We start from the raw sequence: 26,380 nt of genomic DNA on the forward strand, positions 1-26,380 counted from the left end.
TGGGCATCTACAAGTCTTTGCAGATCCTGCTGCCCGACCCGCAGGCGGCCGACGCCTGGGTACGCCAACCCAACACGGCCGAATTGTTCGGTGGCCGCTCGGCCCTGGACCGCATGCTGGCAGGCAATGTCAGTGATTTGAACCTGGTTCGCCGTTACCTGGATTCGGTGCGCAGCGGCGGCTGGGCATGAGCCCGGTAGCTCCTGAAGTCCGGCGCTTGCGCTGGCAGCCAGCCCATCGCATCGTGCCCACGCGCTACCCCACGGTGTACCTGTTTGACCGCGTGGCCGAGTCTGAAGATTTTGACGCCTTGTATGCACTTGAGTCCCTGACCAACGAGCGCATCCGCGATGAAGTCGGCCAAGTGGACCTGGTGGCGCAAGAAGACCGGCTGGTCGGCCCAGGCTCCGGCCCCGTGATGGCGGCCTTCACCCACCTCAATCCGGAAGGCAGCCGGTTTTCAGACGGCAGCTACGGTGTGTTCTATGCCGCGCACGACAAAGACACCGCCGTGGCCGAGACCCAATACCACCACGCTAAATTCCTGGCCGCCACCAAGCAGCCGGCCATGCAGTTGCCGATGCGCCTCTACGCCGTGCGCATCAGCGCGCAAGTGCACGATCTGCGTCCGCTGGACCCGGATGGTGTCGGTGTGCACGCCGCTGAAAGCTACGTCGCATCACAAGACTTGGGCAAGCAATTGCGCAAGCAAGGATCGGCGGGTGTGGCCTACCGCAGCGTGCGCCATCCGGGTGGCGAGTGCGTCGGCCTGTTCAAGCCCAAAGGCGCCAGCCAGTGCGTGCACGCGGCACATCTGCTGTACGTCTGGAATGGCCAGACTTTTGCTGATGTCTACGAAAAGCTGAGCGCATGAATTGTCAGGGCAGGCGGAACACGAACAGCGCGTTGCCTTCGCCCGCTTGCCATGGATTGAGGCCGCCAAAGCTGCCGTAGCCCGAGTTCACGAACAGGTCCTTGCCCGCAGGCACAGCGCCCACGGAGTCAATCGTGCCGCCTTTGCCCGCCACGCCGTTGACGTCGATGACGCCCACGGCCGTGTTGTAGGACCAGAGTTCTTCACCATTGCTGGTGCGGAAGGCCTTGACTTCACCGTTCAGACTGCCCGCCAGCAAGACATCGTTGGTCACCGACAGCGCGGCCGAGAACAAGGTGGCGTATGGCGTGCCTTGGTAGTCGTGCGTCAGGTGCTTTTCCCAGACCAGGTTGCCAGTGCTCAAGTCCAGCGCATACAGGCCAGGCTTGGCATTGGGCACCGGGCCCATGTTGTCGCCAATGGCGCCTTGCAGGGCCAGCAGGTCGGCGATCGACAGGCGCTGGATCTTGTTCACCCAGATGTCGGTGACGGCGGCGTAGACGTTCTTGGTGTCAACGGCCATGCCCCAGTGGATGCCGCCCAGGCTGCCACCGGCGCCAAGGCGCCTGGTCCAGTTCAGGGTGCCAGTTTTGGGGTTCAGCGAATAGACCGCACCGTTCTTGGCGCCAGCGATGATGGCTTTGCTGCCATTGGGCAAGGTGGCCAGGATCGGAGGCGCGCCAAAGTCGAAGTCACCGCCTTCAGGGCGCGAGCAATGGCTGTCCAGACCGGATGGGGCCTGGCAGGCCGCGTTCCAGGCATCCCCCGCCGTTGATTGATACACCCACTTGACCGCACCTGTGTTGATGTTCAGGGCGATGATCGAGTCGGAGTTGGTGGTGGCGGGCAGGCTCAGGTTCTGGCCCGTGCCGATGATGATGGAGCCATTGGCGGCGTCGATCATGGGGGTGCCCCACAAGCTCATGCCGTTGGGGCCGCGGGTGCCGGTGTTGGGGTTGTATTTGGCGTCGGCCGAGGTGTGGTATGTCCACTTGACCTTGCCGGTGTACGGGTCCACGGCTTGCAACAAGCCATGGGTGAAACAGCAGGCGGTCAGCAGGTCCACCACCGTGGTGATGACTTCCTTGGTGGCCACGGGGATGAACAGCGTGCCGTTGTAGGCCTGGGGCGAGCCGGTGATGAAATGGCGGCCCGCGTCGGTGCCCACGAAGGCTTTCCAGACCAGGGCGCCGGTCTTGGCGTTCACGCCATAAAAGTTGCCGTAGAAGTCGCCGCCATAGACCATGGCAGGTCTGAACAGGGTGCCAGGCAGGAAGTACACCGACGAGGATCGGATGGCGTTCGAGCCGATGAAAGGGGTGGTCTTGTCCAGGCCTGAATAGCGCCAGTACTCGCAGCCGCCGACACGGTTCGCCGCCACGATATCGCGGCCTTCAGAGAAGTACACCGTTTGCTGCGTGACTGCCGGAGCGCCCTTTTTCTCGATCGTGCCTTCGGCCACGTGCGTGTAGGCCAGGGTCAGGCTTGCCACATTGGACGAATTGATCGATGACGCCTGGTTGCGGGTGTTGGCCGTGTTGAACGCGAAACCATTGGACAGCAGTGCAGAGCTGGTGTTGATGGTGTCGGTGCACTTGGCGGCCTGGGCGTGGCCAGCGGCGAGTGCGGCTGTCGCCACGCAGGCCATGGTGAGGAGTCGACTCAGGCAGAAGGTCATGGTGCTTCTTTCTAAATTAGGAAACAGCTGTTATCACATTTGGGCAGAATGACAGATGAATGGTTGGCGTTAAATCGTGGAAATCCCTGGCTTCAGTGAAAATCCCGGCTTTCGGTGGTCAACCTGCCTAGCAAAGGGCTCAAATCCCGCAAATGGTGGGCAATCAGGTGGCGGACCTCGCCTTCGCGCTGCCATACGCCGTAGACGGCCAGAAGCCGCGCGTGCAGCAACTCCTGGCGTTGGCGGTCGCGCAGGTGCTTCCAGACGACGACGTTGACGGTGCCGGTTTCGTCTTCCAGGGTCACGAAGACCACGCCACCGGCCGTGGGCGGCTGCTGCCGGACAGTGACGATGCCGCAGGCGCGGGCCAGTTTGCCGTGGGCGAGTTCACGCAAGGTTTCAGCGGACATCAGGCGTTGCTGGTCGAGCTTGGGGCGCAACAAGGCCAGCGGATGGCGGCGCAGGGTCAGTCCCAGCGAGGCGTAGTCGAACACGATCTCTTCGCCCTCGGGCGCGCAGGGCAGGGTCAGCAGGTCTTCATGGACGGGCGCTTCCCGCAGCAGGGCGGGGGCACGGTGCAGTGCAGAGGCTTCCCAGACCTGCTGGCGGCGGTGGCCAGCCAGGCTGATCAGGGCATCGGCGGCGGCCAAGTGGCGCATGTCCGACTGGTCAAGCCGGGCGCGGCGCGACAACTCCTCCACATTCGTGAAAGGGCCTGTCTGTCGCGCCTCGACAATGCGCGTGGCGGCCTCCGATGACAGCCCGCCAACCATGGCCAGGCCCAGGCGAACAGAAGGTTGCCGACTCTGATCGGTGAGGTCAACCAGGGTGCATTCCAGGCCACTGTGCACCACATCCGGCTGCAGAACGGTCACGCCATGGCGTGCGGCGTCTTGCACCAGTTGGCTGGGCGAGTAAAAGCCCAGGGGCTGGGCGTTGAGCAGCGCGGCCAGGAAAATGGCGGGCTCGTGGCATTTGATCCAGGCGCTGTCGTAGACCAGCAAGGCAAAGCTGGCCGAGTGCGACTCAGGGAAACCGTAGGCGCCAAAGCCTTCGATCTGCTGGAAGATGCGTTCGGCGAATTCGGCGGTGTAGCCTTGGCTGGTCATCCCTTGGGTGATGCGCTGGTGGAACTTATCGACGCTGCCATGGCGTTTCCAGGCCGCCATGGACCGGCGCAGGTCATCGGCCTCGCCGGGGGTGAAGCCCGCCGCGATCATGACCACCTGCATGACCTGCTCCTGGAAGATCGGGATACCGTGCGTGCGCGCCAGGGCGGGTTTCAGCAATTCAGGGCAATCGTTGGCCTCCTGTCCGGATCGGCGCAAGAGATAGGGTTTGACCATGCCCCCCTGGATGGGCCCTGGCCTGACCAGCGCCACCTCCACCACCAGATCGTAGAAGGTGCGCGGTTGCAACTGCGGCAGCATGTTCATCTGCGCACGGCTTTCGATCTGGAACACGCCAATGGTGTTGGCCTGGCAGATCATGTCGAAGGTGGGCTCGTCTTTGTCAGGGATGTCTTGCAAGGCAAAGGTGTGGCCCCGCCGGATGCTGATGAAATCCAGGGCACGCCGCAAGGCCGACAACATGCCCAGCGCCAGCACATCGACCTTGAGCATGCGCAAGGCGTCCAGGTCGTCCTTGTCCCATTGGATCACCGAGCGTTCGGGCATGGTGGCGTTTTCAATCGGCACCAGTTGGGTCAGCGCTTTGCGGGCGATCACGAAGCCGCCCGTGTGCTGGCTGAGGTGGCGTGGAAAGCCGACGAGGATGCAGGTCAGCTCCTGCCATTGCTGGATGCGGCGTTCGGTGGGCTCAATGCCCAGTTCAAGCAAACGTTGCGGGTCGATGCATCGTCCGTCCCACCACTGGTGGTTCTCGGCCACGCGTTCGATCACTTCGGCTTTGATCCCCAAAGCCTTGCCCACGTCACGCAAGGCGCTGCGGGTGCGGTAGGTGATCACCGTGGCGGTGAGGGCGGTGCGGTCGCGGCCGTATTTGCCGTAGAGGTACTGGATGACTTCTTCGCGGCGTTGGTGTTCGAAATCGACGTCGATGTCGGGCGGCTCGTTGCGCTCGCGCGAGATGAAGCGCTCGAACAGCAGCGTGTTGCGCGCCGGGTCGATCTCGGTGATGCCCAGGCAGTAGCACACGGTGGAGTTGGCGGCGCTGCCGCGCCCTTGGCAAAGGATGTTTTGGGACCGGGCAAACCGAACGATGTCGTGAACGGTGAGGAAGTATTTTTCAAAGCCCAGTTCGCTGATCAGGGCCAGCTCTTTCTCGATCTGGTCTGTGACTTCGGCGGGGGCGCCATCCGGGAAGCGCCCAAGGCATCCCTCCAGTGTCAATCGGCGCAGGTGTGATGCAGCGTTCTCGCCGGGTGGCACGATCTCTTCGGGGTATTCGTAGCTCAGTTCGTCCAGGCTGAAGTGGCAACGTGCCACCACGTCTTGTGTGGCGGCCAGCAGGTCGGCGGGATAGCGGCGGGCCAGCCTCAAGCGGCTGCGCAGGTGCTGTTCAGCGTGAGCTTGCAGGTCCAGGCCGCAGTCTGGCAAAGGTTTGCCCAGGCGCGTGGCGGTCAGCACGTCTTGAAGAGGTTTGCGAGAGCGCACATGCATGTGGACATCGCCACTGGCCAGCAGGGGCACGCCGCTTTGCTCGCCAAGCTCGCGCAGGCGGCGCAGCCACCAGGCGTCGTCCAGGGCATTGAGCAGTTCAACCGCCAGCCAGCAGCGCCCCTCGAAGTGAGCCTGCAGCCACTGGGCTTGGTGCTGCAACTGGGGCCATGGCGTGCGGCGGTGGGGCACCATCAGGATCAGGCAGCCTTCCAGGCTTGAGGACGGGATGTCTTGCAGCATGAGCGCATCGGGGCCCTTGCCCGGCGTGGCACGCCGAAGCCGGGTGATGAACTCGCAGAGCCGACCATAGCCTTCAAGGTCGCAGGCCAGGACCACGAGCTTGAAATCAGGCTCGGCCTGCACAGTGAACTCACTGCCGATGATCAACTTGAAATCGGGTGGATCTTTGCCATCGGCCAGGGCCTGTTCGTGCACCTTGCGCAAGGCCAGGTGAGCACGCACCACGCCGGCCACGGAGCAGTCATCGGTCAGGGCCAGGGCGGTGTAGCCCAGGGCCAAAGCACGGTCCACCAACTCACCTGGGTGCGACGCGCCTCGCAAAAAACTGAAGTTGGACACGCAATGCAGCTCGGCGTAAGCGGGCAGGGCTGCCCGGCTGGGCCGGCCCGTCGTCATGAAAAGATGCCGTGCAGGAACAAGGGGCTGGACTGGGTTTCCTGCACATGCCGCTCACGGAAGACCCACAACAGCCCGGCCTGGTCGTTGTGCGCCAGGTAGTAGTCGCGGGCCACGCTTTGCCCATCCCACCAACCGGCCTCGACCCGATGGGGCCCGGCCAGCCATTGCAGGGGGCTCAAGCTCAAGGCTTGAGGTTGTGGCAGCAGCCAGGCGGGTTGGGGGTGGTCGGCGATGGGCTGAACCGGGACAGCGCCGGTGTTGCTCGAAGAAGGCAGTGCATCCACGGCCGCAACCCAGTGTTGGGTGTGCTCGATCCGGTGGTCTGCTTGCACCACCGCTTGCCTGACGTGCTCCTTGCCCAGCCGGGCAGAGAGCCTGTCCAGCAGCGTGGACAAGGCCTGCCGTTGTTGGCGCTGCGCGGCAGGCGAGGCGAGGGCATCCGGCCCGGCGCCCAGGCCCAGCGTGCTGTGCTCCTGGAAAAGGCAATCGCTGTCGATGGCCAGCGCTTCAACCTCGTCAACGTGCAGGCTCAGGTCGCCCACCGGGCCGCCCAGCGTGGTGCGGTTCAGGTGCTCGGCCAGCAGCCGGTGCAGGCGGTTGATGTCGCGTGAGGCCTCGGACAGGCGCATGATCAGTTCACCTTGGCCGGCCACATCGCGGCGGTGAAAATCAAGCTGCCAGCGCAAAGTCAAGGCCCTGACGCCACTGTGGCGACCCGCCAGCCAGGCGCACAAGGGCTGCAGCAAGCGCTTGGCCGCGAACACCAGCGAGGCGGCGTTGTCCACCCGGCCTGGCAACTCCAGCCGCAAGTCGAAGCGCTCTGGGGCCTGCACCCACTCAAAGGCTTCGGGCTTGGTGCCATGCGCCTGGTCCAGCGCCAGCAGCAAGGCCGCGCCGAAGCGGCGGCTCATGCCATGCCGAGGCAAGCGGCGAACGTCGCCCAGGGTCTGGCAGCCCAGTCTGGACAAGGTGGCCTCGTGGGCGTGCACGGCGCTGATGGTGGACAAGGGCAGCTCGTCCAGGCGGTTGCTTTTGCCTTTGGTGGGGCGCCCGTAGCGGGCCCGCGCCAGCGTGGCCAAGGCGGTAGGGCCGCAAGCCCACCGCGTCCACCCCAGGGGGGCTGCGCCTTCCACCACCAGTCGCTTCAGGCTCTGAGAGCCCCCAAAAAGACGCTGGCTGGCCTGCACTTCCATGACCACGCCCTCGTCCAGCAAGGCCACGCGGGGCGTGAACTGCAAGGCCCACCAGGCGAGCGACAAGGCATCCAGGTTGTCGTCAGGCGACGAGGAGGCCTCTTCGGGCAGCAGCGCGATCCAGAGCAGCATGGGCCATCACCACGGGCCGCAGCCCTTGATTGACACGGACCGCTGGATCAAGGGTTCCAGCCCGGCAGGCCAATGGGGCAGTTCAATGATGCGGTCGAGCAAGGGCCCGCGCCGCTTCAGGATGTTCACCCGCAGCGGTGGCGGCAGTTTGGGCGGGTAGCCGCTGACGCTGATTTCCAGCCGAAGCGGTGCGGCCGAGGCCTCTGTGCGTGAAGCCAGGCGCCTGAAGATGAAGGCCAGCGCAGGGTGGTGCATGGCGCAGGCCTGCAATCGCCGCAGTTGCTCAGACCGGGCCTGGGGCAACCAGGCCAGGACGGCGCTGACACTGCGCGACTTCAAGGCTTGCTCCGTGGCCCACAGGGATTCGGTGGGGGTGCGGGTTTGAATCCAGACCAGGCGATCTTCGCGCAGGCCTTCTCGCCGCAGGGCCGGCAGGTGCGGGCTGTGCGGCGGGTTGACCAGCAACACCGTGCCGCCTTGCGAGACGAGCCGGGCCAGCCCAGGCGACAGCAGGCGCCATTCGGCATGCACCCCCGGCGCCTGCAGCACCTCGGTCAAGGCCTGGCAGGGCCAGCCACCTCCGGGCAGTTCAGCATCGAGTGCCGGGTGCCCCGTCGACAACACCGGTGTGGCCTGCCCGCCCAGCGCATTGCCACGCCACACCGTCTGGGCGATGTGGTCTGGCAAGGCAAGGGACCGGTGGACGAGTGACATGGAAGGCATGAATACTGTTTATTTGTACAGTATCGTACCGCAGCCTTGCCATGCCGTGTTGAGAAAAGTGACGTCAGCGGGGTTTTCTGAATTCGTCCTCGATCCACGCTGTGGCGGAGGCCATGTTCAGCTTGAAGCTGGCCGACACCCGCACCTGCGCCACCTGGTCACCGCCATCGTCGTGAGCGGCCAGCAGCGCATGGGGCTCGTACTCGTCGGCCACGATATCGAGCGTCACGCGCCACTGGTGGGCAGCCACCGTCACCACCACCTCCTTGTGCAAGGTGGCGTGCAGTTGCTGCTCGTGGCGGCGGATCACCTCCGAGGCCGTCTTGACCAAGGTGTTGAAGGCCGCCGTGTCCAGCGGCTTGGGGTTCTTCTTGTCCCGCCCCATGGTCCAGGGGCCTACGAGGGCGGGCTCGGGTTGGCCGTCTTTCAGCATCTCCACGGCCCAGCCGTCGTCATCGTTGTTCTTGATGACGCGGGCCGTCCAGCCGTTGTCGGACCACAGGCGGGCTTCTTTCACAGGTGTCGTTTCAGTCATCTGCCGATCTTACGTCTCACGTCCGGTTCAGCCGGTTGAGCGCCTGAACCAGGGCTTGCAAGGAGGCCGTGACCAGGTTGGGATGCCAGCCCGCACCGTGCACGCTGCCCGCCACGCCCGGCCCGCCCAGCTCAACCCAGGCCAAGGCCGACGCGTCGGAGCCCTGGCCTGTGGCGTGCTCTTCATAGCCTTGCAATTGCACGCCCGGCGGCAGGTCCAGTGCCTGCAAGGCATGCCAGGCGGCATCCAATGGGCCATTGCCTTGGCCGACCAGGTGCCGTGTCTGCCCATCCACCTTCATGGCCAGGCTCACGTGGGTCACGGCCTCATGCGTTTCAAGCTGATGGCTCACCAACGCCAGCGGCGTGCTGCGCTCCAGGTACTCGCCGCGGAACAAATCCCACAAGACGCTGGAGGTCAACTCACGCCCCGTGTCATCGGCCACGCGTTGCACGATGCCGCTGAATTCGATCTGCGCACGGCGCGGCAACACCAGCCCGTAGGCCGACTCCAGCAAATAAGTGATGCCGCCTTTGCCCGATTGGCTGTTGACCCGCACCACCGCCTCGTAGTTGCCCCCCACATCGGCCGGGTCGATGGGCAAGTAGGGCACGGCCCACAAGGTTTGCCCCACCTGGGCCGTCATGCCTTTGCGGATGGCGTCCTGGTGCGAGCCCGAAAACGCCGTGAAGACCAGGTCGCCCGCATAAGGATGGCGCGGGTGAACGGGCAGCGAGATGCATTGCTCCACCTCGCGCGCCAAGGCGTGCAGGTTCGAAAAATCAAGGCCTGGGCTGACCCCCTGGCTGTACAAGTTGAGCGCCAAAGTCACCAGATCGACATTGCCGGTGCGCTCGCCATTGCCGAACAAGCAGCCTTCAACGCGTTGCGCGCCCGCCATCAAGGCCAGCTCGGCCGCGGCCACGGCGGTGCCTCGATCGTTGTGCGGGTGCACGCTCAGCACGATGGCATCACGGCGGGCCAGGTGGCGGTGCATCCACTCGATCTGGTCGGCGTAGACGTTGGGGGTGGATGCCTCGACCGTGGCCGGCAAGTTGATGATGGCCGGGCGCTCCGGTGTGGGTTGCCAGACCTCGGTCACGGCATTGCAAACCTCCAACGCGAAATCCAGCTCGGTGGTGCTGAAGGTCTCGGGGCTGTACTGAAGCGTCCAATGGGTTTCGGGATGATCGTCGGCCAACTGCTTGATCAGGCGGGCGCTGTTGACGGCCAATTGCCGAACCTCGGTCTGGCTCATGTTGAACACCCATTGGCGCCACGCGGGTGCCGTGGCGTTGTAAAGATGGACGATGGCGCGCGGTGCACCGCGCAGTGCTTCGAACGTGCGGCGGATCAGGTCCTCCCGAGCCTGGGTAATGACCTCGATGGTCACGTTATCGGGAATGTGCCCATCATCGATGAGCGTTCGCACCAGGTCGAAATCGGTTTGCGAGGCCGCAGGAAACGCCACTTCGATTTCCTTGAAACCGAGCTTGACCAGGGTCTTGAACAGGCGCAGCTTGGTGGCGCCATCCATGGGTTCGAACAGCGCCTGGTTGCCATCGCGCAGGTCGGTGCTCATCCACACAGGTGCCTGGGTCAGGCGCTGTTGGGGCCAGGTGCGGTCTGGCAAGTCAACGGTGGGGGCTGGGCGGTATTTTTGAGAGGGGTCTTTCAACATGATAAAAATGCTCCAGAAATGAAAAAGCCAGCTCGAAAGCTGGCTGGAGGGGTGTTGGAGGTTGGTGTGGCTGAAAGGTCAACCAGACTCAACGCACGCGCTCGCACCCATGCCAGCCGGGGTGGCTAGCGATAGCAGGGCGAGGGTGGTCATCGACAAGTTCATGGGTGCAGTGTGGCTTGTCAATCAGCTTGAAGTCAAGCACTGATTCAGCAACCGGATGTATTGGCCGCACTCAAGATCGGAATGGTGCTGGCGGCTGTCGCGGCCGTGTAAGTGAATTGGCAGGATTCTGGCGAGGGGCTGTCAGCCAAGCGAATCGTGACCGAGCTGCCTGCCACCAACACTTCATGCTCATGGGTGTCAATTTCAGCGGCAGCCACAATGCCCTCAATCGAGGCAGAAGGGTAGGTGTGGGTAAAGGCCACCAAGGTGTGCGACTCCGTGCACAAATGGCCATGGCCTTCTTTGGACAAGACTGCCATCTCGCCATTGGCCGTGCAGGCCTGCTTGCTACCGAGCTTCTTCTGCGCCACCGCTGAACTGTGCGTGATGGCCGCCGCGGCCGCCACCGATCCGCGCACATCCATGAGCTTGGAAATCCGATGACTGGACTGGTAACTGTTGATCTTTGGCAGTGCCATGCCCGAGACCAGGCCCAGAACAGCCACCACCACAGCCACTTCCAGAATGGTGAGCCCAGTTTGCTTCTTGTTCTGATGAGTAGTGCACGTCACGATCATTCCTTCAACGGGTATAACTCGACCTGAGGAGGTCTCATGGTTCCGTTTTCGGCTGATCTGGTGGTGGCTTGAGGCCCATTCAGGGCATTTCACACGAACAATGTCGTGTCTTAAAGCGCGCAAACCCGATTACGCCCCTGGCGTTTGGCGTCATACAACGCGCGGTCTGCCCTGGCGATCAAGCCATCGGGTGTGGCGCCAGGTGTGGCCGCATTGCACCAGGCCACCCCCAGGCTGACCGTGACCACCGGCAACGTGGACGATGTTTCATGCGGTATCGCCAGGTCTTCCACCGCTTTGCGAAGCCTCCCGGCCGCCTGCATGGCGAGCGCCAAAGAGGTGTTGGGCAGCACGGCAATGAACTCTTCACCACCGTAACGGGCCACCATGTCGCCTGGCTGGCGCAGGCTGTTCTGCATCACGCTGGCCACCTGGCGCAGGCATTCGTCTCCTGCAGGGTGGCCATGGTGGTCGTTGTAGGGCTTGAAATGATCCACGTCCATCATGATGATGACCATTTCAGTGCCCCCATGTTTGGCACGTTGCCACAGGTCTTGAAGGTATTCCTGAAAGTGGCGGCGGTTGAACAGCGCGGTCAGCACATCCACCCGGGACAGCTGTTGCAACTTCAGGTTCACCTCGCTCAAGTCTTTGACCAGCGCACGCTCACGTTCGCTCAGCAGGTAGCGGCGGCGCTTGTCTCGCTCCATGACGTAGTTGGCGCACAGCGAGAAGGCCACCGTGGCAGCCGTCAGTGAGCAGATGGGCCACACCAGCCGGGGATTGAAGTTGGGCAGCACCACCACGCCAACGACCTGGATGGCCAGCACGGCCAGCGAGAAGCCCACCGCCGACCAAAAACGCAGACGCTGAACCAGGTTGCCGTACATCACCACCACGGCAAATCCCGCATGGTAAAAATCGCTCAAAGGGCTGCGGGTGATCGACAGGGCATAGGCCAGGGTGGCTGCGGCTAACAAACCACTGATCAAGACCGCAGAATCAAGCACCACCGGATGCTGCATCAAAGGCTTGTCCCGATTCAACCAGAGCACCAGCAAGGCGATCAGGGCCATGGGCGTGAAAATCAGCAGGCGCAGCTGGACCGCGATGGAAAACACATCGGGGATCATCAGGTAGTCCGCGATCAGGAAACCGTCGTACACCATCAGCGAAATCAAGCCGCTGATGATGAAATGCCGCAAACGCTGCTGAGGATCCTGGCTGAGAAACTGATGCTCCAGCGCGGCCGGAAACTTCATCCACCGAAAGCCCAGGTTCAGCAGATCCTGCACCTGGTTCATGCGCAGCTTGTCGACCTCGATCGAGGCCTGGGCCGTGCTCATGCGGCGCCCTCGGCATCAGGGTCTGGCCAGACCCGATTGCGCCCACTGTTCTTGGCGCGGTAAAGCGCCTCATCGGCTTTGATCAACAAGGTTTTCTGACTGGTACCACGGTCAATCGGACGCATGGACGCCACGCCCACGCTGACGGTCACGAACGAGCTGGTCGGCGATCCCACATGGGGCACGCGCAGCCGCTCGATGGCCACCTTGATGCGGTCGGCCGCCTGCAAGGCAATCGGCAAGGTGGTGCCGGTCAGGACGGCGATGAACTCTTCACCGCCAAATCGGGCCACCAAATCGCCAGGGCGCCGCAGCCGACGCTTGAGCGTGCCGGCGACCTGCCGCAAGCATTCATCGCCGGCAGGGTGGCCATAGTGGTCGTTGTAGGCCTTGAAGTGATCCACGTCGATCATGATCAAGGACACCTCGCTGCCGTCCACCTCGGCACGCTCCCAGACTCGCGTCAGGAACTCATCGAAATGTCGGCGGTTGGCCACCTGGGTCAGCAAGTCCGAGCGCGAAATCTTGTCCAGCCGCTCGTTGGCGGTTTTCAGGGCGGCTAGCAGATTGGTTTCGCGGATCCGTAGTAGCCAGTTCTGGCGCTCGTCGCGCTCCAGGCTGTAGCAGCCGAACAAGGTGAAGGTCACCGTCGAGATCAGGACCAGGGCCGAGGGGATCATGACCTCGATGGGCGCGGGCGGGATGAAATGCAAGGCCACCGCCGTGCCAATGGCAATGAAGATGTCCAGCGCGATAGCCATCCAGAAACGCATTTGCGCCACGGAATGACTGAACATCACCACCATGGCCAGGCCGACCAGGTAGGGGCCGGCCAAAGGATCCTTGCTGATGCTGGGCAGATACAGAACAATGCTCGCCGCCAGCACGGCAGCCAACAGCACCAAAACTTCTCGGAACAAGGGGTGGGGGGTCTTGATCAGCACGTACAGGCCGATCAGGGTCACGGGTGTGAACAAGCCTGTGCGCAGCGCCACCGCTTCGGCAAAGACATCCGGAATCATCAACAGGTCGGTCAGCAGGTAGCCATTGAACAAAATGACGACCAGTGCCGCTGTGATGATGATGACCCTCAGGCGGTCAGCGGCCGTGTCGTGCTGAAAGCGCTGTTCAAGTTCAGCAGGAAAACGCAATGTGGGAAAGCCGTTTGACAGCAATTGGTCAATTTGCTCGGCAGAGCCCGCTGAGACCGGGCCGTAATCAACTGGCGCAAGATCAATCGCCCCAAAGCCGGTCGTGGGGACGAAATCGCGCGCGATAGGGCTCATGGACACCGAGGCAGATCCAGGCGTTTGCTGCTTAAAACCGTCGAACATACAACATGGTCACGAATGGCTGAGGTGGTGCCTGGGCCCGCCATCATCAATCAATCACCATGGTTTGAGACTAGATTTTCCCCCTTGAAGCTCGGGATACAGGGGCGAATTCACGTGCATTTTTGCCACAAAAGGCATCAATGCATCGTCTTGAAGACCCTATTCCGCGTCCGTTTTTCCAAACAAATGCACAAACAGGTCATCGTCTGTGATTTCTCGCACTGACAGGCCATCGACCGGTTCGAGAAACGGCGTTGCGGGCTGCGCTGGCAGCAGCGCTGCTGGCACGGTGTCTGCAAAATTCACCACGGGCCCATTGCCATCACCCGCTCTTTGCAAGCGCCAGGACAAGGAATCGGCCAGGGAGGGCGTGTCATCCCACTGCACAAAGCCCTGAGCCGACTGAGCGGAGCGTTCGACTGGATGGGGTAGGGGTGGCGTTTTCATATGGAAGCCAGCGTACCCAGCCTGGTTACAGATGAACACAAGATAAAAGCGCTTTTGAATGGCCAGTTCACTCGGGTTAACCTCAGGGCTTGTGCCGAACACCGACTCACCATGACCAAGCTTTCAGGACTCTTTTCTGACTCTTCCGACGCCTCTGGCTTCCTGCGTTGCGCTTGGTGCCAGGCCACACCCGCCTACCAGCGCTACCACGATCAGGAGTGGGGCTTCGCGGAAACCGATGACCGGCAGTTGTTCGAGAAGCTGTGCCTGGAAGGCTTTCAGGCCGGGCTGAGCTGGTTGACCATCCTCAACAAGCGCGAGGCTTTTCGGCAAGCCTTCGCTCATTTCGACGTGGACCAAGTGGCCCGATTTGGCGACAGCGACATCGAGCGGCTGGTTCTGGATGCGGGCATCGTGCGGCATCGGGGCAAGATCGTCTCGACGATCAATAACGCCCGACGGGCCATCGAGATCCGCGACGAGTTTGGTTCGTTGGCCAGCTATTTCTGGCGCTTTGAACCAACATCGCAGGCACGCCCCAAGCGCCTGACGTTTGAGGCGTTCAAGGCCATGCCCATCGCCCCCGAAGCCACGGCCTTGTCCAAGGACTTGAAGAAGCGCGGCTGGACTTTCGTGGGCCCCACCACCATGTACGCCTTCATGCAAGCCATGGGCATGGTCAATGACCACGTCGAAGGCTGCAGCGTGCGAAATGCAGCATCGGCCGCGCGGGCTGCCTTGAAGCCCCTCAAACGGCCAGCTTCCTGACCCAGGCCACGTAGCGGTCCACCCAGCCCTGCAGGAACTTCCTGCTGTCTTCGTTGGCAATGCTGCCATCGGGGCCGAACAGGCCTTCCTTGGCTTGAACAAACGCCTCGGGTTGGCCCAGCGTAGGCACATCCAGGTAGGCCAGCACATTGCGCAGATGCTGCTGGGCCAGCGACGTGCCAATGGCGCCCACCGAGACACCGATCACCCCCGCCGGCTTGCCACCCCACACGCTTTGCCCGTAGGGGCGCGAGGCGTGGTCAATGGCGTTCTTCAACACACCGGGAAAAGAACGGTTGTACTCCGGCGTGACGAACAGCAGGCCTTGGGCCGACTTGACCGCCGCCTTCAACCGTTTGACGGATTCCGCCGGATTGGCATCGTCGTCCTGGTTGTACAGGGGCAGATCGTCAATTCGGACGTGCTCGAAAGCAAAGTCCGCCGGGGCCAGCTTGGCCAGTGCGATGGCCAACTGGTGGTTGAACGACGCTTTGCGCAAACTGCCCACCACCACCGCGATTTTGATTTGACTCATGAAAGCTCCTTTGCCTTTGGCTTGCTGGATTCGGCCTTGATTAAAGCGTCATTGCGATCGGGCTGCATGAACTTGTGGTGAACCCTGTCAGCCAGCAGGTTTAACGGTCTGCCAAAGCATGCGTTTTCAGGAATATTTAAGTGCGCCTTCAGAAGGAACGCCTCTGTGAGCCGAAGATACTTGTTAGCAGTTGTATGAGGCTCCCATGGAACAGACGGTATTGGTCGTGGACGACAACGCCTTGAATCGCGAGCTATTGCGATTGGTGCTGGAGCAACAAGGGTATGTGGTTGTCGAGGCCACGACGGCAGAAGAAGCGCTGACCATGATCAGCGATACCCATCCCGCCTTGGTGCTGATGGACTGTCACCTGCCGGGCATGGATGGCCTGTCGGCCACGCGTGAGCTCAAAGGCATCGAAGCCACTTGCGGCATCCCGGTGGTCGCGGTCACCGCGCATGCCATGCCGGGCGACCGCGAACGGGCTTTGGCAGCGGGCTGCAATGAGTACATCTCCAAACCCGTGGATTTTTCCCGCCTGATCGACATCGTCAGCAGCTTGGTACCCCAGCGCTCCTGAACCTGGCACCTTACATGCGCGCCAGCGCCTCGCGGATGCGCTGAATGGTCTGATCCATGGGCGCCTTGCTGGAGACTTCCAGCCCCAGTTGCCGTGCGATGTCGTTGACCTTGCCCGGGTTGAGCGGCACCCCGCCATCGTCAATGGCCTTGATCAACGACTGCGCCCGCTGCATTTCTTCAGAACGCGCGGGACGAGGGGAGAAAAAGCGGGTCAACTGTTTGAGGTACTGCATGCCCCGCCGATTTTCTCAGCGAAACACGCCCACGGCATCGGCCAGGCAGGCCATCTGCTGCTTGACGCTTTCAGACGCCGCCGCACCTTGCTCCACCAGGGCCGCGTTCTGCTGAGTGATCTGGTCCAGATGACCAATGGCCTGGCCTACCTGGGCAATGCCTGCGCTTTGCTCATGCGTGGCCGAGCTGATCTCCGCGATCAGATCCGACACCCGCTGAACCTGGGTGACGATGTCGTCCATGGTTTGGCCCGCATCGTTGACCAGCCTGGAGCCTGACTCCACCTTGTCAACGCTTTCGCTGATGAGGGTTTTGATCTCTTTCGCGGCGCCTGCACTGCGATGCGCCAGGCTTCGCACTTCACTGGCCACGACCGCGAATCCTCGGCCCTGCTCGCCAGCCCGTGCGGCTTCAACGGCAGCGTTCAAGGCCAGGATGTTGGTCTGGAAGGCGATGCTGTCGATCACGCCGATGATGTCCGTGATCTTCTTGGAACTGTGCGTGATGTCGTTCATGGTGGCCACGACGTCCGCCACGGCGCGACCACCCTTGGCAGCCGCCTCACTGGCCGAGCCGGAAAGCGTGTTGGCCTGGCTGGCCGTGTCGGCGTTGTTCTTCACGGTGACGGTCATCTGCTCCATCGACGAGGCCGTTTCTTCCACACTGGCTGCGGCCTGTTCGGTGCGTGAGCTCAGGTCGTTGTTGCCTTGGGCGATTTCGTTGGTGGCCGTTTGCACACTCAGCACTTGGCCGCGGACATCGTCGATGATCCAGCGGAACATCAGGCCCAGTTGACCGATCGTGCGCATCGTCATGCCGATTTCATCCACACGGTTCATGTGCAAGGCTGTTTGCATGTCGCCCGAAGCCACACGCAGGGCTTGATCGCGCATTTGTTCCAACGGCCTGGCGATCTGGCTTTCAAGCGCCCAATTGGCCAGCAGCGACAACGCCGCAACCGTGCCAGCAAAACCAAAGAATGCCACACCGCTGGCCAGGCCCAATGCCCATGCTGCGCCTACCAGCGCGGGCGCCAGCAACAGCAGGGTGGAGCGGATACGCCAACGCACAGGCATGGTCTGGAAAATTGAAGTCCACCCAGCCAGTCCGGTGCGCACGATCAAACCCTTGTGGAACTGGCGGTTACCGGCCTTGCCTTCGCGGAAATCGCGGTACAGGCTTTCTGCCGCTGCAATCTCTTCATTGGAGGCCTTGGTGCGAACCGACATGTAGCCGGTCTGCTGGCCATGGCGCACCACCGGCGTGGCATTGGCACGAACCCAGTAGTGATCACCATTCTTGCGGCGGTTCTTGACCAGTGCCGTCCATGGCTCACCTGCCTTGAGGGTGGCCCACATGTCGGCAAAGGCCTCTTTGGGCATGTCAGGGTGGCGCACCAGGTTGTGCGGCTGGCCCTGGATCTCTTCACGCGTGTAGCCGCTCACGGAGACAAAAGCGTCGTTGGCGTAAGTGATGTGGCTTTGGGTGTCCGTGGTGGACATCAATGTGGCATCGTCGGGGAACTCAAACGCTCGTTGAGTCACGGGTTGGTTGTCGCGCATGTGCCACCATTTACTGAGGAAAGGAACCGGTCACAGCGTTCGATCCGCCGGCAAGATCATGTTGAATGTTTGCATATTCGGCCGATCCAGGATTTTCTTAAGAAGATTTGATTCGAGCCCCATTTCGGGCGTTCAGGGCGCTTTTTCCTCGCCAGGATTCAGCAGCCCATCACGGCGTTCGGCCATCTCCCTGCGCATGACATGGAGATCTTGCGAACTCTGATTCGCTTTGGCACGGGGATAGATCAAACGCTCTTCCTCCTCGATGTGCTGTCGGCAAAGCGAAGTGAATCGATGGGCCAGAGATCGAAGCTCGCCAAGGTGAGGGTGGTTGTAGCCTCGGGCCATCATGTCCAGGTGGGGCACCAGACTCAGCCATAGCGATTCGATCTCGACATGGTCATGCCGAAGGTGCTCGATCGTGCGGGCCATGTCAGGGTCACCGCTTTTCAGCAAGATGGGAAACACGTGCTGCTCTTCATCCAGGTGGTGCGGCAGGCCCGTGGTGGTGAAAAACAAATGGATGCTCCGCGCCAGCGTTCTGGCTGAGGCATCGACACCCTGCGCGCTCACGTGCTCGATCAAAGTGTGGAGGTCTTCCAGCATGGCCAGGATTTCCTGATGGCAGCTGTCAAGCACGTCAAAAGGCATCGGGGCATAGAAGGCCGCTTGCGCGTGGGAAAGGGGCCGATCGGGTGAGTGCGTCATGGCGTCCTCGCTTTCAATGCGGCCAGCGCAATGGGTTCATAATCATCTCCATCCGGGCTGCCGTCAGACCCATGAAAATAGACGACGGCCCTCGAATCCCTTTGCGCCAGATCAAGAAATCAACGTGTCAAGCCCAGTCCACATTGCCGTTGTCGATGATGAGCCCGAGATCACCCGATTGCTGGGCAACTACCTCTCCGGTCATGGGTTCCGTGTCAGCACGCTCCACTCCGGCGCGGCCTTGATGGCAATGATGGCGATTGATGCGCCTCAGGTGGTGCTGCTGGACCTGGGCTTGCCCGGCGAGGACGGCTTGGGCATCGCCCGGCAGATTCGCGAAAACTGGCGTTGTGGCCTCTTGATCGTGACCGGCCGGGGCGACCCGGTGGACAAAGTGGTGGGCCTTGAACTGGGCGCAGACGACTATGTCACCAAGCCTTTTGATCTGCGCGAACTGCTGGCCCGCACCAAGGCGGTTTTGCGCCGAATCGCACCGCCCGCGACCGAGCCTGCCCTGCAGGCCGCGCCCCAGGTTCATGACGCATGGTGTTTTCTGAACTGGACCTTTGACCAAGGTGCCCGCCGCTTGTTGGCACCGCAAGGCGACGAGGTGCCACTGACCAGCGGCGAGTTCGATTTGCTGGCAGTGTTTCTGCAGCATCCCGGGCGCGTGTTGTCCCGCGACTTCCTGCTGGAACACACCCGAGGGCGTGAGGCGGGGCCCTTCGACCGCACGATCGATGTGCAGGTGGGGCGCCTTCGCAAGAAGCTCGAAGAAGACTCGCAGGATCCCAAGATCATCAAGTCGGTCCGCGGGGCGGGGTACGTCTTCGTGCCGATCGTCAGCGCCGCATCATGAACCATCATTTGCCCGCAGGTCTGGACCAGGTCTCGGTATTCCAGTCCATCTTCAAGGCGTATCCCGATGCCCTGTTGCTGGTGGACGGCGGCGGCACGATCGTGATGGCCAACCCGGCGGCCACCGAGCTGCTGGGTTACGGCATGGGTGAACTGGTGGGGCTCGCGGTTGATGCCTTGGTACCCGATGCCATTCGCCCTCGGCATGCCCACTACCGTGAAGAATATAGCCACAAACCGCATGCCCGCCCAATGGGCACGCAGATGGACCTGGTGGCCAAACGCAAAGACGGCTCGGAGGTGATGGTCGAAATTGCGCTCAGCCCGCTCAAAGACTTCGGCTTTCCTTATGTCGTGACTGCGATCCGGGGCATCGGGGCCTACCCACGCGTCAAGCAGGCTTTGCAGCGCGCCCGGTACAGCGACTATGTGGCTCGTTTGGGGCGGCTGGCGGTGGACATGCGTGACCCCCAGGAGCTCATGCAGCAGGTGCCGGTGATGGCCACGGATGCCTTGCAGGTCGAATCCAGCGCGGTGTACCTGCTGGATGACAGCCGCTTGCATTTTCAGGTGGCCAGCGGTGTGGGCTTGGTGGCAGAAGAGCCGCTGCGCACCCTGATTCCCTGCACGCCTGATCGCATTCCGGGCCATGTTCTGGCCACCAATGCACCGCTGCTGGTGCCCGATGGGCGCATTGAAACGCGCGTCACCGTGTTGCCCGCCTACCTGGAGGCCGGGCTGATCAGTGGCTTGGCCGTGCCGCTTTCCGATCGTGGCAGGACGGTGGGTGTGCTGGTCGTCAGGTCCACGCAAGCGGCACGTTTTGGTGAAGACGAAACCCGCTTCCTGGAGTCGGTCGGCAATCTGCTGGCCAGCACTTTGCAACGAGCGCAAACCGAAGAGGCCTTGCGGCATTCACAGCGCCTTGAAAGCGTCGGGCAACTCACCGGCGGCATCGCGCACGATTTCAACAACCTCCTGACCGTCATCCAGGGCAACCTCCAGGTGCTGGAAGAGCTACCCGCCATCACCGGCGATCCACATGCCCAGCAGTTGCTTGGCGCGGCGTTGAGGGCGGGCAAGCGAAGTGCCGAGTTGACCAGCAAGCTTCTGGCCTTTTCTCGCAGGCAAGTGCTGCAGCCGGGGCGAGTCGATGTGGTCGCTCAACTGTACTCATTGGCCGACATGTTGCGGCGCACCTTGGACCAGCGCATTCAGATCAGGTTGGAGGTGGATGAGTCGTGCCCGCCTTGCCTGGCCGACCCGGGCCAACTCGAAGCCGCACTGCTCAACCTGGCCATCAATGCGCGCGATGCGATGCCCGATGGTGGCACGCTGACCATCGCCTGCAAAGCCTGCGATACCTTGCCAGACGATATTCAATCCGAGGTGGTGGATGCGGATGGCCAGGCCACGACCCATCCCTTTGTCGAAATATCACTGACAGACACGGGCACGGGCATGTCCGAGGAGGTCAAGAAGCGCGCGTTCGAACCCTTCTTCACGACCAAAGAAGCCGGTCGAGGCACGGGGCTGGGCTTGAGCACGGTCTACGGTTTTGCCCGGCAATCGAGGGGTGCGGTGGCGATGGACAGCACCATCGGCGTTGGCACAACCTTGACCTTGTACATCCCCGCAACACCTCAGAAGGATGAGCCGGAGTTGTCACCCGCCACGTCCAAACACCTGGTGCCAGTGAACCTTAGGGTGGTGCTGGTTGAAGACGACGCGGAGGTCAGAGCCGTTGTTCAGCGTTTTCTCGAAACACTGGGCTGCCGGGTCACGCCTTTCGCCAGTGCGGAAGAGGCATTGATCGGTTTCGATGCCGGTGAGGATGCTCAACTCCTGCTGACCGACATCGCCTTGGGGCCGGGCATGCGCGGCATGGAGCTGGCCAAGATCGCGCAAGCACGCTGGCCCGCTTTGGCCATCATCCTGATGTCGGGTTTCTCATCCGAACTGCTGGACGCCAACCGCGACGCGCCCGAGCATTGGGAGTTGCTCCAGAAGCCTTACGGCCGAGATGAGCTGGCCAATGCCATCGCCAGGGTCACCTCGGCATCACCTCATTGAAGCGTGGCCGTGCGGGTGGCAGGCAAGCTGCTTTCAATGAAAGCCACCAGTTGCGCCACGTCGGGGATCAGGATGTCGCGTCGGCCTTTGGCCGTGAAGCCGATCAGGCTCTTGCTGGCCAATCGGGTCAAGGCGCGGCTGACGGTTTCCAGCGTCATGCCCAGGTAATTGCCAATTTCTGCGCGGGTCATGCGCAATGTGATCTGGTCGGTGCGCAAGCCGCGCTGGGCCAGTGACTCGGCCCAGTACCGCAGGAAGTCGGCCACCCGGGCATCGGCGGACAAGGTGCACAGCGACAACAGCGAATCCCGGTCACGCGTGATTTCACGGCTCATGGACTCGTGGAGCAGGGTCAGCAACGCTGGCTGCGCAGCGGCGGCCTGGCACAAGGCTTCGTAGCTCAGGCACCAGACTTCAGCCGTGTCCATCGCGACGGCGTCGCAGCCATAGCGGCCACGTGCAATGCCGTCAAAGCCCAGCCAATCACCCTTGAAGTGCAAGCCGACGACTTGTTCACGGCCATCCTGCGATGCATTGATGGTCTTGAAGATGCCCGAATTGAGCACGTACAGGTACTTGAAAGGTTGCCCGGCCTCATAGATCTTGTCGCCCGCGTGCACCAGGCGCCGCTGGATGGTCACGGCTTGTTGCAGCAAACGCAGGCTACCCGCAATCCGTTCGCTCACCACCGTGGCATCCGTGTTTCTCCAGCCCAGATCGGCCATCGCCGGGACGGCGAAGGGCGGGTGAGCGGGCAGGGCAGAAGTGTGGGTGGAAGTGGTGGTCATCTGCGGCTTTCTCAGGGCGGTGCGTTGGAGGGTGTCTGTCAATGCTGCTCAGTCTAGAAATCGCGGATCAATGACGTGCCAACGCTCTGTCGCGCTCCGTAACGTTGCGTAAACGGCTTGTATCAAGGCGGCATCGTTTGACCTGCGTCAAGCACGGCGGCCGGGTTGCCGCTTAGCCTCCGACCTCGGCAGAACATCATTCCGATGCCATGCCTCATGGCCGCCCAATGTGAGCATCTACCTCGACTTCAACGCGCTGAACATCCCGACCGGCCTGAACGAACAGCAGGCCGAGGCCCTGTGCTGTGTGGCGGACAGTCTGGCTGGGCCAGGCACTGGCGGCGCGCCCCAGATGCTGCTGCGTGGCAAGAACATTGCCCTCATTTACGGGTCATCGGATCCGGAAGATGCCAGCACTTTCGAGCATGCCGCCACCAGCCTGGGCGCACGCGTGGCACGGATCCGCTCGGGTGATGCAGGCCTGAGGCCAGGGGCTGAGCTCATCGCCACGGCCAGAATGCTGGGCAGGCTGTATGACGCGGTTGAGTGCCAGGGGGTTGATGGCGAGGTGGTTGAACAGTTGGCACAACATGCCGGCACCGTGGTCTACAACGCCATTGGCGCCAGCAGCCATCAGGCGTTCAAACAATTCGATCGCATGAGGCATCAGGCGCTGGCGCACGTGGCCGGCACGGCCCATGATGACCATGGTTGCCGCGAAGCCTTCATTCAAGCCGTGTTGCTGAGCACCCTGCGCTGACCATCCCATGAACATCCAGCCCCAGCCTCCACCGCCCTCCATGCCCGAGGCCCAGGTGGCGGTGCTCGATGACGAGGTGGAGGCTGCGCGATTCACCCGCTGGACATCCGTGGCCAATGGTCGGCGACTGGGCGAGTCATCCTTGCGCATTGGCGGCATGCATTGCGCGGCTTGCGCATCGACCATCGAGCATGCGCTCCGAGCCGTGCCCGGCGTGACCGAGGTGCGCGTCAGCGCCGCAGGGCAGTGCGCGACCGTCTCCTGGGATGTTGAGTTGACCCGCCCCTCAGCGCTGGTGCAGGCCATCGAGCAAGCCGGCTATCGCGCTTCACCAGACACCGTGGCCGGCGCTCGGGCCATGCGCTTGAAGGAATCGCGCGATGCGCTTTGGCGCCTGTTCGTGGCCTCTTTTTGCGCCATGCAGGTGATGATGTTGGCCACCCCGTCGTACGTCAGTGCAACTGGCGAACTCGCGCCCGACTTGAAACAGTTGCTGGATTGGGGAAGCTGGCTGCTCACGCTGCCGGTGATGATCTTCGCAGCAGCGCCCTTCCTGACCGGCGCCTGGCGCTCATTGCGGCATGGCCGAATCGGGATGGACGTGCCAGCCGCGCTGGGCATGCTGGTGGCCTTCATCGCCAGCAGTGGCGCCACCTTCGATCCGGAAGGCGTTTTTGGCCGCGAGGTTTACTTTGATTCGCTGACCATGTTCGTCAGCTTCCTGTTGGGGGGGCGGTACCTCGAAATGCGGGCCCGCCACCATGCTGAACGCTCGCTCGAGGACACCATTGGGCGCCTGCCCGAGGTGGCCTTGCGCGAGCACCCGGATGGCAGCGTGGCCGCGATCAGCGTGCTGCGCCTGCAGCGCGGCGACACCGTTCGGGTGCCGGTGGGCGGGGCATTCTGTGCCGATGGTGTCCTGACCCAAGGCCAGACGCGCGCAGATGAATCGCTGCTGACAGGTGAGTCAACCCCCGTCGAAAAGACCATTGGCGATGCGGTGGTGGCGGGGAGCCTGAACCTGGGCGCCCCGGTCGCCATGCGGGTCGAGCACGTGGGGGCGGACACCCGCTACGAGGCGATCGTGGCCATGATGCGCGACGCCCGCACCCAGCGCCCCTCGGCGATCACGGCGGGTGACCGCTGGGCGACGCCGTTCCTGTGGGCCATCCTGGTGCTGGCGGCCGGAGCAGCGGCTGTGTGGAGCGTGATCGATCCCTCCCGGGCCATCTGGGTTGCCGTCTCCGTGCTGATCGTGACTTGCCCATGCGCGTTGTCACTGGCGGCGCCTTCCGCCATGCTGTCGGCCGCCATGGCCCTGGGCAAGCGGGGCCTGCTGTTGCGCCGGATCGAGGCCATTGAAGGCCTTGCTGGCATGCAGACCTTGTTCATCGACAAAACCGGCACCTTGACCGAGGCGCAGCGCCAGCAGGCCACCATGATCCGCACCGGCCTGGATGAGCATTGGACCGATGATGCGGTACGCCAACAAGCCGCCTCGCTCGCCGCCTGGTCCACGCACCCCCTGGCCAAGGTGCTGGCACAAGAGACAGCCAAATCCGCAACGGCATGGCATGGTCTGCGTGAAACGCCGGGCCAGGGCATTGAGGGTTGCGCCAGCGACGGATCGCGCTGGCAACTGGGGCGCGCATCCTCCGTGGTGCCAGTGGCGGCCAACGATGGCCATGATGCGGAAACTTGGCTGAGCCGCGATGGTCAACCGGTGGCTTGCTTCCGGTTCACCGAGACACTGCGTCCTGGCGCCATGGAGGCCGTCCGCAGCCTTGAACAGGATGGCGTGAAAGTCATCTTGTTGTCGGGTGACAGCGTGGAGCGTGCTCATCATGTGGGCCGCTTGCTGGGCCTGAGTGGCTGCCAAGGCGGCATGGCGCCTCAAGACAAGCTGAGCGCGGTGCGCGAGGCTCAGGCGCGGGGGCAGCATGTCGCCATGCTGGGCGATGGCATCAATGACGCGCCCGTTCTGGCGCAAGCCGACACTTCCATTGCCATGGGGGAGGGGGCGCAAATTGCCCGGGCCCAGGCTGATGGGGTGTTGGTCACCAATGACTTGCAGGATGTCGTTCGCGCACGCGCCCTCGCCAAAAAAGCCTTGCGCGTCGTGCGCCAAAACCTCATCTGGGCTGCTTCTTACAACGCGGCCTGCATACCGTTGGCCCTGATGGGTTGGTTGCCGCCTTGGGCTGCTGGTCTGGGCATGGCCACCAGTTCACTGTTGGTCGTGTTGAACTCCTTGCGCCTTTCGCGCTGACCCGGCATGGACATCCTCTATCTGTTGATTCCCCTGTCGTCGGTCTTGGTGCTGGTCATCTTGGGTGTTTTTGCCTGGGCACTGTATTCCGGTCAGTTTGACGATGTGGAGCAGCACGGCGAGCAAATTCTGGATGCCGCGCAAGAAGCGATTGATCTGCATCAAGGCGACTGAAGGCACTTCATCGAACAATCTCTGCTGAGCAAGAAAGCAGAGGCTTTGATGGCTGACAACACACAAACAATCATGGGGCCACCCACGCTGCCATGGTGGCGCATCCGCATGGTGTGGCTGGTGATTGGCGGCCCGGCCTTGGTCGTGGTCGCTGGCTTCATCACGCTGGCATTGGCCATTCACGGCGGTGACCAGCCTGTGCCCAATCCAGGATCTGCCTCGCAGGCTTTTCGTCGTTGACGCTGACGCCATGCAGTGGCCACTGATCCTCGCTGGCTTGGCCATGGGCGTGGCCGCCACACCGCATTGCGCGGTCATGTGCGCGACACCTTGTGCGGCCTTGACGCGCGGCGACAAGCACAGCACGGCCAGTTTTCAGGCGGGGCGCCTGATCAGCTACATGCTCGTGGGCGCACTGGCCGCCTACAGCGTGTCCACCCTCGGCGTCTGGAGCGAAACGGTGCCTGCGCTTCGTCCGTTGTGGACGCTTTTGCACCTGGCCTGCCTGGGACTGGGCTTGTGGTGGTTGTTCACGGGCGAGCAGCCCGCGTGGATGAGGCGCGATGACACCGTGTCCGTCATCCGCATGCCCGGTCGCCATTCGCCCGTGCTGCGCGCTGGCTTGTCGGGCCTGGCGTGGGCGGCCTGGCCCTGCGCAGCACTGCAAGGCGCGCTGGTCTTGGCAGCACTGGCCAACACACCCTTCGCCGGTGCCCTGGTGATGGGCGCTTTCTCGGTGGCCTCCATGCCTGGCCTGCTGCTCGCGCCTTGGGCGTGGAAGCGATGGCAGGCCCATCACGGCACCACCATTTCTCCCGGACAGCTTTCGCTGAACGGTTTTCGCATCGCCGGGATCGGCCTGGTGCTCGCCTCCGGGTGGGCCTTGACGCACGACCTCTGGTACCGCTTCGCAACCTGGTGTACCACCACATGATGATCCAAGCCATTGCCTTTGTCCTGGCCACCTTGGGCGCCACCGGCGTGCTGGTGGCGGCAGGGCTGAATGAACACGATGAGCGGGCCGCCGCGCTCAGCCTTGATCAGCGTCAAGGCCCCAATGAGCCTTCTACCCAACAATCCCGGTAGACCCTTCCATCTCAAGCAAGAAACAACGAAAGGACGC

At 62.6% G+C, this 26,380-nt stretch carries 27 protein-coding genes; 12 read left to right on the forward strand and 15 right to left on the reverse strand.

Annotated elements, in window-relative coordinates:
* Both Q7V20_RS07920 and Q7V20_RS07925 read left to right on the forward strand, forming a co-directional pair.
* Positions 1 to 191: MbcA/ParS/Xre antitoxin family protein (locus tag Q7V20_RS07920; RefSeq protein WP_304788921.1), on the forward strand; the 191-nt coding region annotated here is incomplete at its 5' end.
* Positions 188 to 874, forward strand: a complete 687-nt coding sequence (locus tag Q7V20_RS07925; RefSeq protein ID WP_304788923.1) for an RES family NAD+ phosphorylase — start codon at positions 188 to 190, stop codon at positions 872 to 874. The genes Q7V20_RS07920 and Q7V20_RS07925, both read left to right, overlap by 4 nt.
* A 4-nt stretch (positions 875 to 878) precedes the next feature.
* Here the strand turns inward: Q7V20_RS07925 and Q7V20_RS07930 are convergent, their stop codons facing one another.
* From Q7V20_RS07930 to Q7V20_RS07975, 10 genes are all read right to left on the reverse strand, one after another.
* Complete coding sequence (locus Q7V20_RS07930; RefSeq protein WP_304788925.1) at positions 879 to 2,552, reverse strand: PQQ-binding-like beta-propeller repeat protein; 1,674 nt, start codon at positions 2,550 to 2,552, stop codon at positions 879 to 881.
* Between the two features lie 92 nt (positions 2,553 to 2,644).
* Positions 2,645 to 5,809: an error-prone DNA polymerase gene (locus Q7V20_RS07935; protein WP_304788927.1), complete on the reverse strand. Its 3,165-nt coding sequence runs from the start codon at positions 5,807 to 5,809 to the stop codon at positions 2,645 to 2,647.
* A complete protein-coding gene (locus Q7V20_RS07940; protein WP_304788929.1) occupies positions 5,806 to 7,137 on the reverse strand; it encodes a DNA polymerase Y family protein in 1,332 nt (443 codons plus the stop codon). Before Q7V20_RS07940 ends, Q7V20_RS07935 begins: the two co-directional genes overlap by 4 nt.
* A 6-nt stretch (positions 7,138 to 7,143) precedes the next feature.
* A complete protein-coding gene (gene imuA, locus Q7V20_RS07945; RefSeq protein WP_304788931.1) occupies positions 7,144 to 7,851 on the reverse strand; it encodes a translesion DNA synthesis-associated protein ImuA in 708 nt (235 codons plus the stop codon).
* Positions 7,852 to 7,924: 73 nt separating this feature from the next.
* Positions 7,925 to 8,395, reverse strand: a complete 471-nt coding sequence (locus Q7V20_RS07950; protein WP_304788932.1) for a hypothetical protein — start codon at positions 8,393 to 8,395, stop codon at positions 7,925 to 7,927.
* A 16-nt stretch (positions 8,396 to 8,411) separates the two neighbouring features.
* Positions 8,412 to 10,076, reverse strand: coding sequence for a 2-isopropylmalate synthase (gene leuA / locus Q7V20_RS07955; protein ID WP_304788934.1), 1,665 nt, complete (start codon positions 10,074 to 10,076; stop codon positions 8,412 to 8,414).
* Between the two features lie 209 nt (positions 10,077 to 10,285).
* Positions 10,286 to 10,813, reverse strand: a complete 528-nt coding sequence (locus tag Q7V20_RS07960) for a prepilin-type N-terminal cleavage/methylation domain-containing protein (RefSeq protein WP_304788936.1) — start codon at positions 10,811 to 10,813, stop codon at positions 10,286 to 10,288.
* Positions 10,814 to 10,929: 116 nt separating this feature from the next.
* Entirely contained in the window at positions 10,930 to 12,165 is a 1,236-nt protein-coding gene (locus Q7V20_RS07965; protein ID WP_304788938.1) for a GGDEF domain-containing protein, read from the reverse strand.
* Positions 12,162 to 13,451 (reverse strand): diguanylate cyclase, encoded by a 1,290-nt coding sequence (locus tag Q7V20_RS07970; protein ID WP_304788940.1) that lies wholly within the window; start codon positions 13,449 to 13,451, stop codon positions 12,162 to 12,164. Before Q7V20_RS07970 ends, Q7V20_RS07965 begins: the two co-directional genes overlap by 4 nt.
* Before the next feature lie 207 nt (positions 13,452 to 13,658).
* A complete protein-coding gene (locus Q7V20_RS07975) occupies positions 13,659 to 14,048 on the reverse strand; it encodes a hypothetical protein (protein ID WP_304788942.1) in 390 nt (129 codons plus the stop codon).
* Between the two features lie 9 nt (positions 14,049 to 14,057).
* On the opposite strand from Q7V20_RS07975, the gene Q7V20_RS07980 reads away from it, so the two are divergent.
* Positions 14,058 to 14,714: a DNA-3-methyladenine glycosylase I gene (locus tag Q7V20_RS07980; protein WP_304788944.1), complete on the forward strand. Its 657-nt coding sequence runs from the start codon at positions 14,058 to 14,060 to the stop codon at positions 14,712 to 14,714.
* Here the strand turns inward: Q7V20_RS07980 and Q7V20_RS07985 are convergent.
* Positions 14,695 to 15,249 carry an NADPH-dependent FMN reductase gene (locus Q7V20_RS07985; RefSeq protein WP_304788946.1) on the reverse strand — a complete coding sequence of 185 codons (555 nt, stop codon included), beginning with the start codon at positions 15,247 to 15,249 and terminating at the stop codon, positions 14,695 to 14,697. The genes Q7V20_RS07980 and Q7V20_RS07985 overlap by 20 nt on opposite strands.
* Before the next feature lie 205 nt (positions 15,250 to 15,454).
* On the opposite strand from Q7V20_RS07985, the gene Q7V20_RS07990 reads away from it, so the two are divergent.
* Positions 15,455 to 15,829 (forward strand): response regulator, encoded by a 375-nt coding sequence (locus tag Q7V20_RS07990; RefSeq protein WP_304788948.1) that lies wholly within the window; start codon positions 15,455 to 15,457, stop codon positions 15,827 to 15,829.
* A 10-nt stretch (positions 15,830 to 15,839) separates the two neighbouring features.
* On the opposite strand, the gene Q7V20_RS07995 is transcribed toward Q7V20_RS07990, so the two are convergent.
* The 3 genes from Q7V20_RS07995 to Q7V20_RS08005 all read right to left on the reverse strand — a co-directional run bounded on the left by Q7V20_RS07995 (position 15,840) and on the right by Q7V20_RS08005 (position 18,335).
* Positions 15,840 to 16,064 carry a hypothetical protein gene (locus Q7V20_RS07995; RefSeq protein ID WP_304788950.1) on the reverse strand — a complete coding sequence of 75 codons (225 nt, stop codon included), beginning with the start codon at positions 16,062 to 16,064 and terminating at the stop codon, positions 15,840 to 15,842.
* A gap of 15 nt (positions 16,065 to 16,079) precedes the next feature.
* Positions 16,080 to 17,627, reverse strand: a complete 1,548-nt coding sequence (locus Q7V20_RS08000) for a PAS domain-containing methyl-accepting chemotaxis protein (RefSeq protein WP_304788952.1) — start codon at positions 17,625 to 17,627, stop codon at positions 16,080 to 16,082.
* A gap of 132 nt (positions 17,628 to 17,759) precedes the next feature.
* Positions 17,760 to 18,335 carry a hemerythrin domain-containing protein gene (locus Q7V20_RS08005; protein WP_304788954.1) on the reverse strand — a complete coding sequence of 192 codons (576 nt, stop codon included), beginning with the start codon at positions 18,333 to 18,335 and terminating at the stop codon, positions 17,760 to 17,762.
* Between the two features lie 124 nt (positions 18,336 to 18,459).
* Here Q7V20_RS08005 and Q7V20_RS08010 point away from each other — a divergent pair, with 124 nt between their 5' ends.
* Both Q7V20_RS08010 and Q7V20_RS08015 read left to right on the forward strand, forming a co-directional pair.
* The gene (locus Q7V20_RS08010) at positions 18,460 to 19,194 is read left to right on the forward strand and encodes a winged helix-turn-helix domain-containing protein (protein WP_304788956.1); all 735 of its coding nucleotides are present in this window, start codon (positions 18,460 to 18,462) and stop codon (positions 19,192 to 19,194) included.
* Positions 19,191 to 21,266 carry a PAS domain S-box protein gene (locus tag Q7V20_RS08015; protein WP_304788958.1) on the forward strand — a complete coding sequence of 692 codons (2,076 nt, stop codon included), beginning with the start codon at positions 19,191 to 19,193 and terminating at the stop codon, positions 21,264 to 21,266. The genes Q7V20_RS08010 and Q7V20_RS08015 overlap by 4 nt, the downstream gene beginning before the upstream one ends.
* On the opposite strand, the gene Q7V20_RS08020 is transcribed toward Q7V20_RS08015, so the two are convergent.
* Positions 21,260 to 22,054, reverse strand: a complete 795-nt coding sequence (locus Q7V20_RS08020; protein ID WP_304788960.1) for a Crp/Fnr family transcriptional regulator — start codon at positions 22,052 to 22,054, stop codon at positions 21,260 to 21,262. The genes Q7V20_RS08015 and Q7V20_RS08020 overlap by 7 nt on opposite strands.
* Positions 22,055 to 22,283: 229 nt before the next feature.
* Between Q7V20_RS08020 and Q7V20_RS08025 the strand changes: the two genes are divergently transcribed.
* Genes Q7V20_RS08025 through Q7V20_RS08050 form a run of 6 tightly spaced genes read left to right on the forward strand, consistent with a single transcriptional unit; the run spans position 22,284 to position 26,343 of the window.
* Complete coding sequence (locus Q7V20_RS08025; RefSeq protein ID WP_304788962.1) at positions 22,284 to 22,814, forward strand: hypothetical protein; 531 nt, start codon at positions 22,284 to 22,286, stop codon at positions 22,812 to 22,814.
* 7 nt (positions 22,815 to 22,821) lie between these two features.
* Positions 22,822 to 25,083 carry a cation-translocating P-type ATPase gene (locus Q7V20_RS08030; protein ID WP_304788964.1) on the forward strand — a complete coding sequence of 754 codons (2,262 nt, stop codon included), beginning with the start codon at positions 22,822 to 22,824 and terminating at the stop codon, positions 25,081 to 25,083.
* A 6-nt stretch (positions 25,084 to 25,089) separates the two neighbouring features.
* Entirely contained in the window at positions 25,090 to 25,257 is a 168-nt protein-coding gene (gene ccoS, locus Q7V20_RS08035; protein ID WP_304788966.1) for a cbb3-type cytochrome oxidase assembly protein CcoS, read from the forward strand.
* A gap of 48 nt (positions 25,258 to 25,305) precedes the next feature.
* The gene (locus Q7V20_RS08040; protein WP_304788968.1) at positions 25,306 to 25,497 is read left to right on the forward strand and encodes a hypothetical protein; all 192 of its coding nucleotides are present in this window, start codon (positions 25,306 to 25,308) and stop codon (positions 25,495 to 25,497) included.
* A gap of 10 nt (positions 25,498 to 25,507) precedes the next feature.
* A complete protein-coding gene (locus tag Q7V20_RS08045; RefSeq protein WP_304788970.1) occupies positions 25,508 to 26,191 on the forward strand; it encodes a sulfite exporter TauE/SafE family protein in 684 nt (227 codons plus the stop codon).
* Positions 26,188 to 26,343: a hypothetical protein gene (locus tag Q7V20_RS08050; RefSeq protein WP_304788972.1), complete on the forward strand. Its 156-nt coding sequence runs from the start codon at positions 26,188 to 26,190 to the stop codon at positions 26,341 to 26,343. The genes Q7V20_RS08045 and Q7V20_RS08050 overlap by 4 nt, the downstream gene beginning before the upstream one ends.
* Positions 26,344 to 26,380: the final 37 nt, after the last annotated feature.

This window comes from Aquabacterium sp. (genome assembly GCF_030652515.1).
Classification (GTDB): Bacteria; Pseudomonadota; Gammaproteobacteria; order Burkholderiales; family Burkholderiaceae_C; genus Aquabacterium.

Excerpts from the sequence above, each read along its gene's own strand:
- Q7V20_RS07925 (WP_304788923.1), top strand. The coding sequence starts at position 188 with ATGAGCCCGGTAGCTCCTGAAGTCCGGCGCTTGCGCTGGCAGCCAGCC.
- Q7V20_RS07930 (WP_304788925.1), bottom strand. The coding sequence starts at position 2,552 with ATGACCTTCTGCCTGAGTCGACTCCTCACCATGGCCTGCGTGGCGACA.
- Q7V20_RS07935 (WP_304788927.1), bottom strand. The coding sequence starts at position 5,809 with ATGACGACGGGCCGGCCCAGCCGGGCAGCCCTGCCCGCTTACGCCGAG.
- Q7V20_RS07940 (WP_304788929.1), bottom strand. The coding sequence starts at position 7,137 with ATGCTGCTCTGGATCGCGCTGCTGCCCGAAGAGGCCTCCTCGTCGCCT.
- imuA (WP_304788931.1), bottom strand. The coding sequence starts at position 7,851 with ATGTCACTCGTCCACCGGTCCCTTGCCTTGCCAGACCACATCGCCCAG.
- Q7V20_RS07950 (WP_304788932.1), bottom strand. The coding sequence starts at position 8,395 with ATGACTGAAACGACACCTGTGAAAGAAGCCCGCCTGTGGTCCGACAAC.
- leuA (WP_304788934.1), bottom strand. The coding sequence starts at position 10,076 with ATGTTGAAAGACCCCTCTCAAAAATACCGCCCAGCCCCCACCGTTGAC.
- Q7V20_RS07965 (WP_304788938.1), bottom strand. The coding sequence starts at position 12,165 with ATGAGCACGGCCCAGGCCTCGATCGAGGTCGACAAGCTGCGCATGAAC.
- Q7V20_RS07970 (WP_304788940.1), bottom strand. The coding sequence starts at position 13,451 with ATGAGCCCTATCGCGCGCGATTTCGTCCCCACGACCGGCTTTGGGGCG.
- Q7V20_RS07980 (WP_304788944.1), top strand. The coding sequence starts at position 14,058 with ATGACCAAGCTTTCAGGACTCTTTTCTGACTCTTCCGACGCCTCTGGC.
- Q7V20_RS07985 (WP_304788946.1), bottom strand. The coding sequence starts at position 15,249 with ATGAGTCAAATCAAAATCGCGGTGGTGGTGGGCAGTTTGCGCAAAGCG.
- Q7V20_RS07990 (WP_304788948.1), top strand. The coding sequence starts at position 15,455 with ATGGAACAGACGGTATTGGTCGTGGACGACAACGCCTTGAATCGCGAG.
- Q7V20_RS07995 (WP_304788950.1), bottom strand. The coding sequence starts at position 16,064 with ATGCAGTACCTCAAACAGTTGACCCGCTTTTTCTCCCCTCGTCCCGCG.
- Q7V20_RS08000 (WP_304788952.1), bottom strand. The coding sequence starts at position 17,627 with ATGCGCGACAACCAACCCGTGACTCAACGAGCGTTTGAGTTCCCCGAC.
- Q7V20_RS08005 (WP_304788954.1), bottom strand. The coding sequence starts at position 18,335 with ATGACGCACTCACCCGATCGGCCCCTTTCCCACGCGCAAGCGGCCTTC.
- Q7V20_RS08015 (WP_304788958.1), top strand. The coding sequence starts at position 19,191 with ATGAACCATCATTTGCCCGCAGGTCTGGACCAGGTCTCGGTATTCCAG.
- Q7V20_RS08020 (WP_304788960.1), bottom strand. The coding sequence starts at position 22,054 with ATGACCACCACTTCCACCCACACTTCTGCCCTGCCCGCTCACCCGCCC.
- Q7V20_RS08030 (WP_304788964.1), top strand. The coding sequence starts at position 22,822 with ATGAACATCCAGCCCCAGCCTCCACCGCCCTCCATGCCCGAGGCCCAG.
- ccoS (WP_304788966.1), top strand. The coding sequence starts at position 25,090 with ATGGACATCCTCTATCTGTTGATTCCCCTGTCGTCGGTCTTGGTGCTG.
- Q7V20_RS08040 (WP_304788968.1), top strand. The coding sequence starts at position 25,306 with ATGGCTGACAACACACAAACAATCATGGGGCCACCCACGCTGCCATGG.
- Q7V20_RS08045 (WP_304788970.1), top strand. The coding sequence starts at position 25,508 with ATGCAGTGGCCACTGATCCTCGCTGGCTTGGCCATGGGCGTGGCCGCC.
- Q7V20_RS08050 (WP_304788972.1), top strand. The coding sequence starts at position 26,188 with ATGATGATCCAAGCCATTGCCTTTGTCCTGGCCACCTTGGGCGCCACC.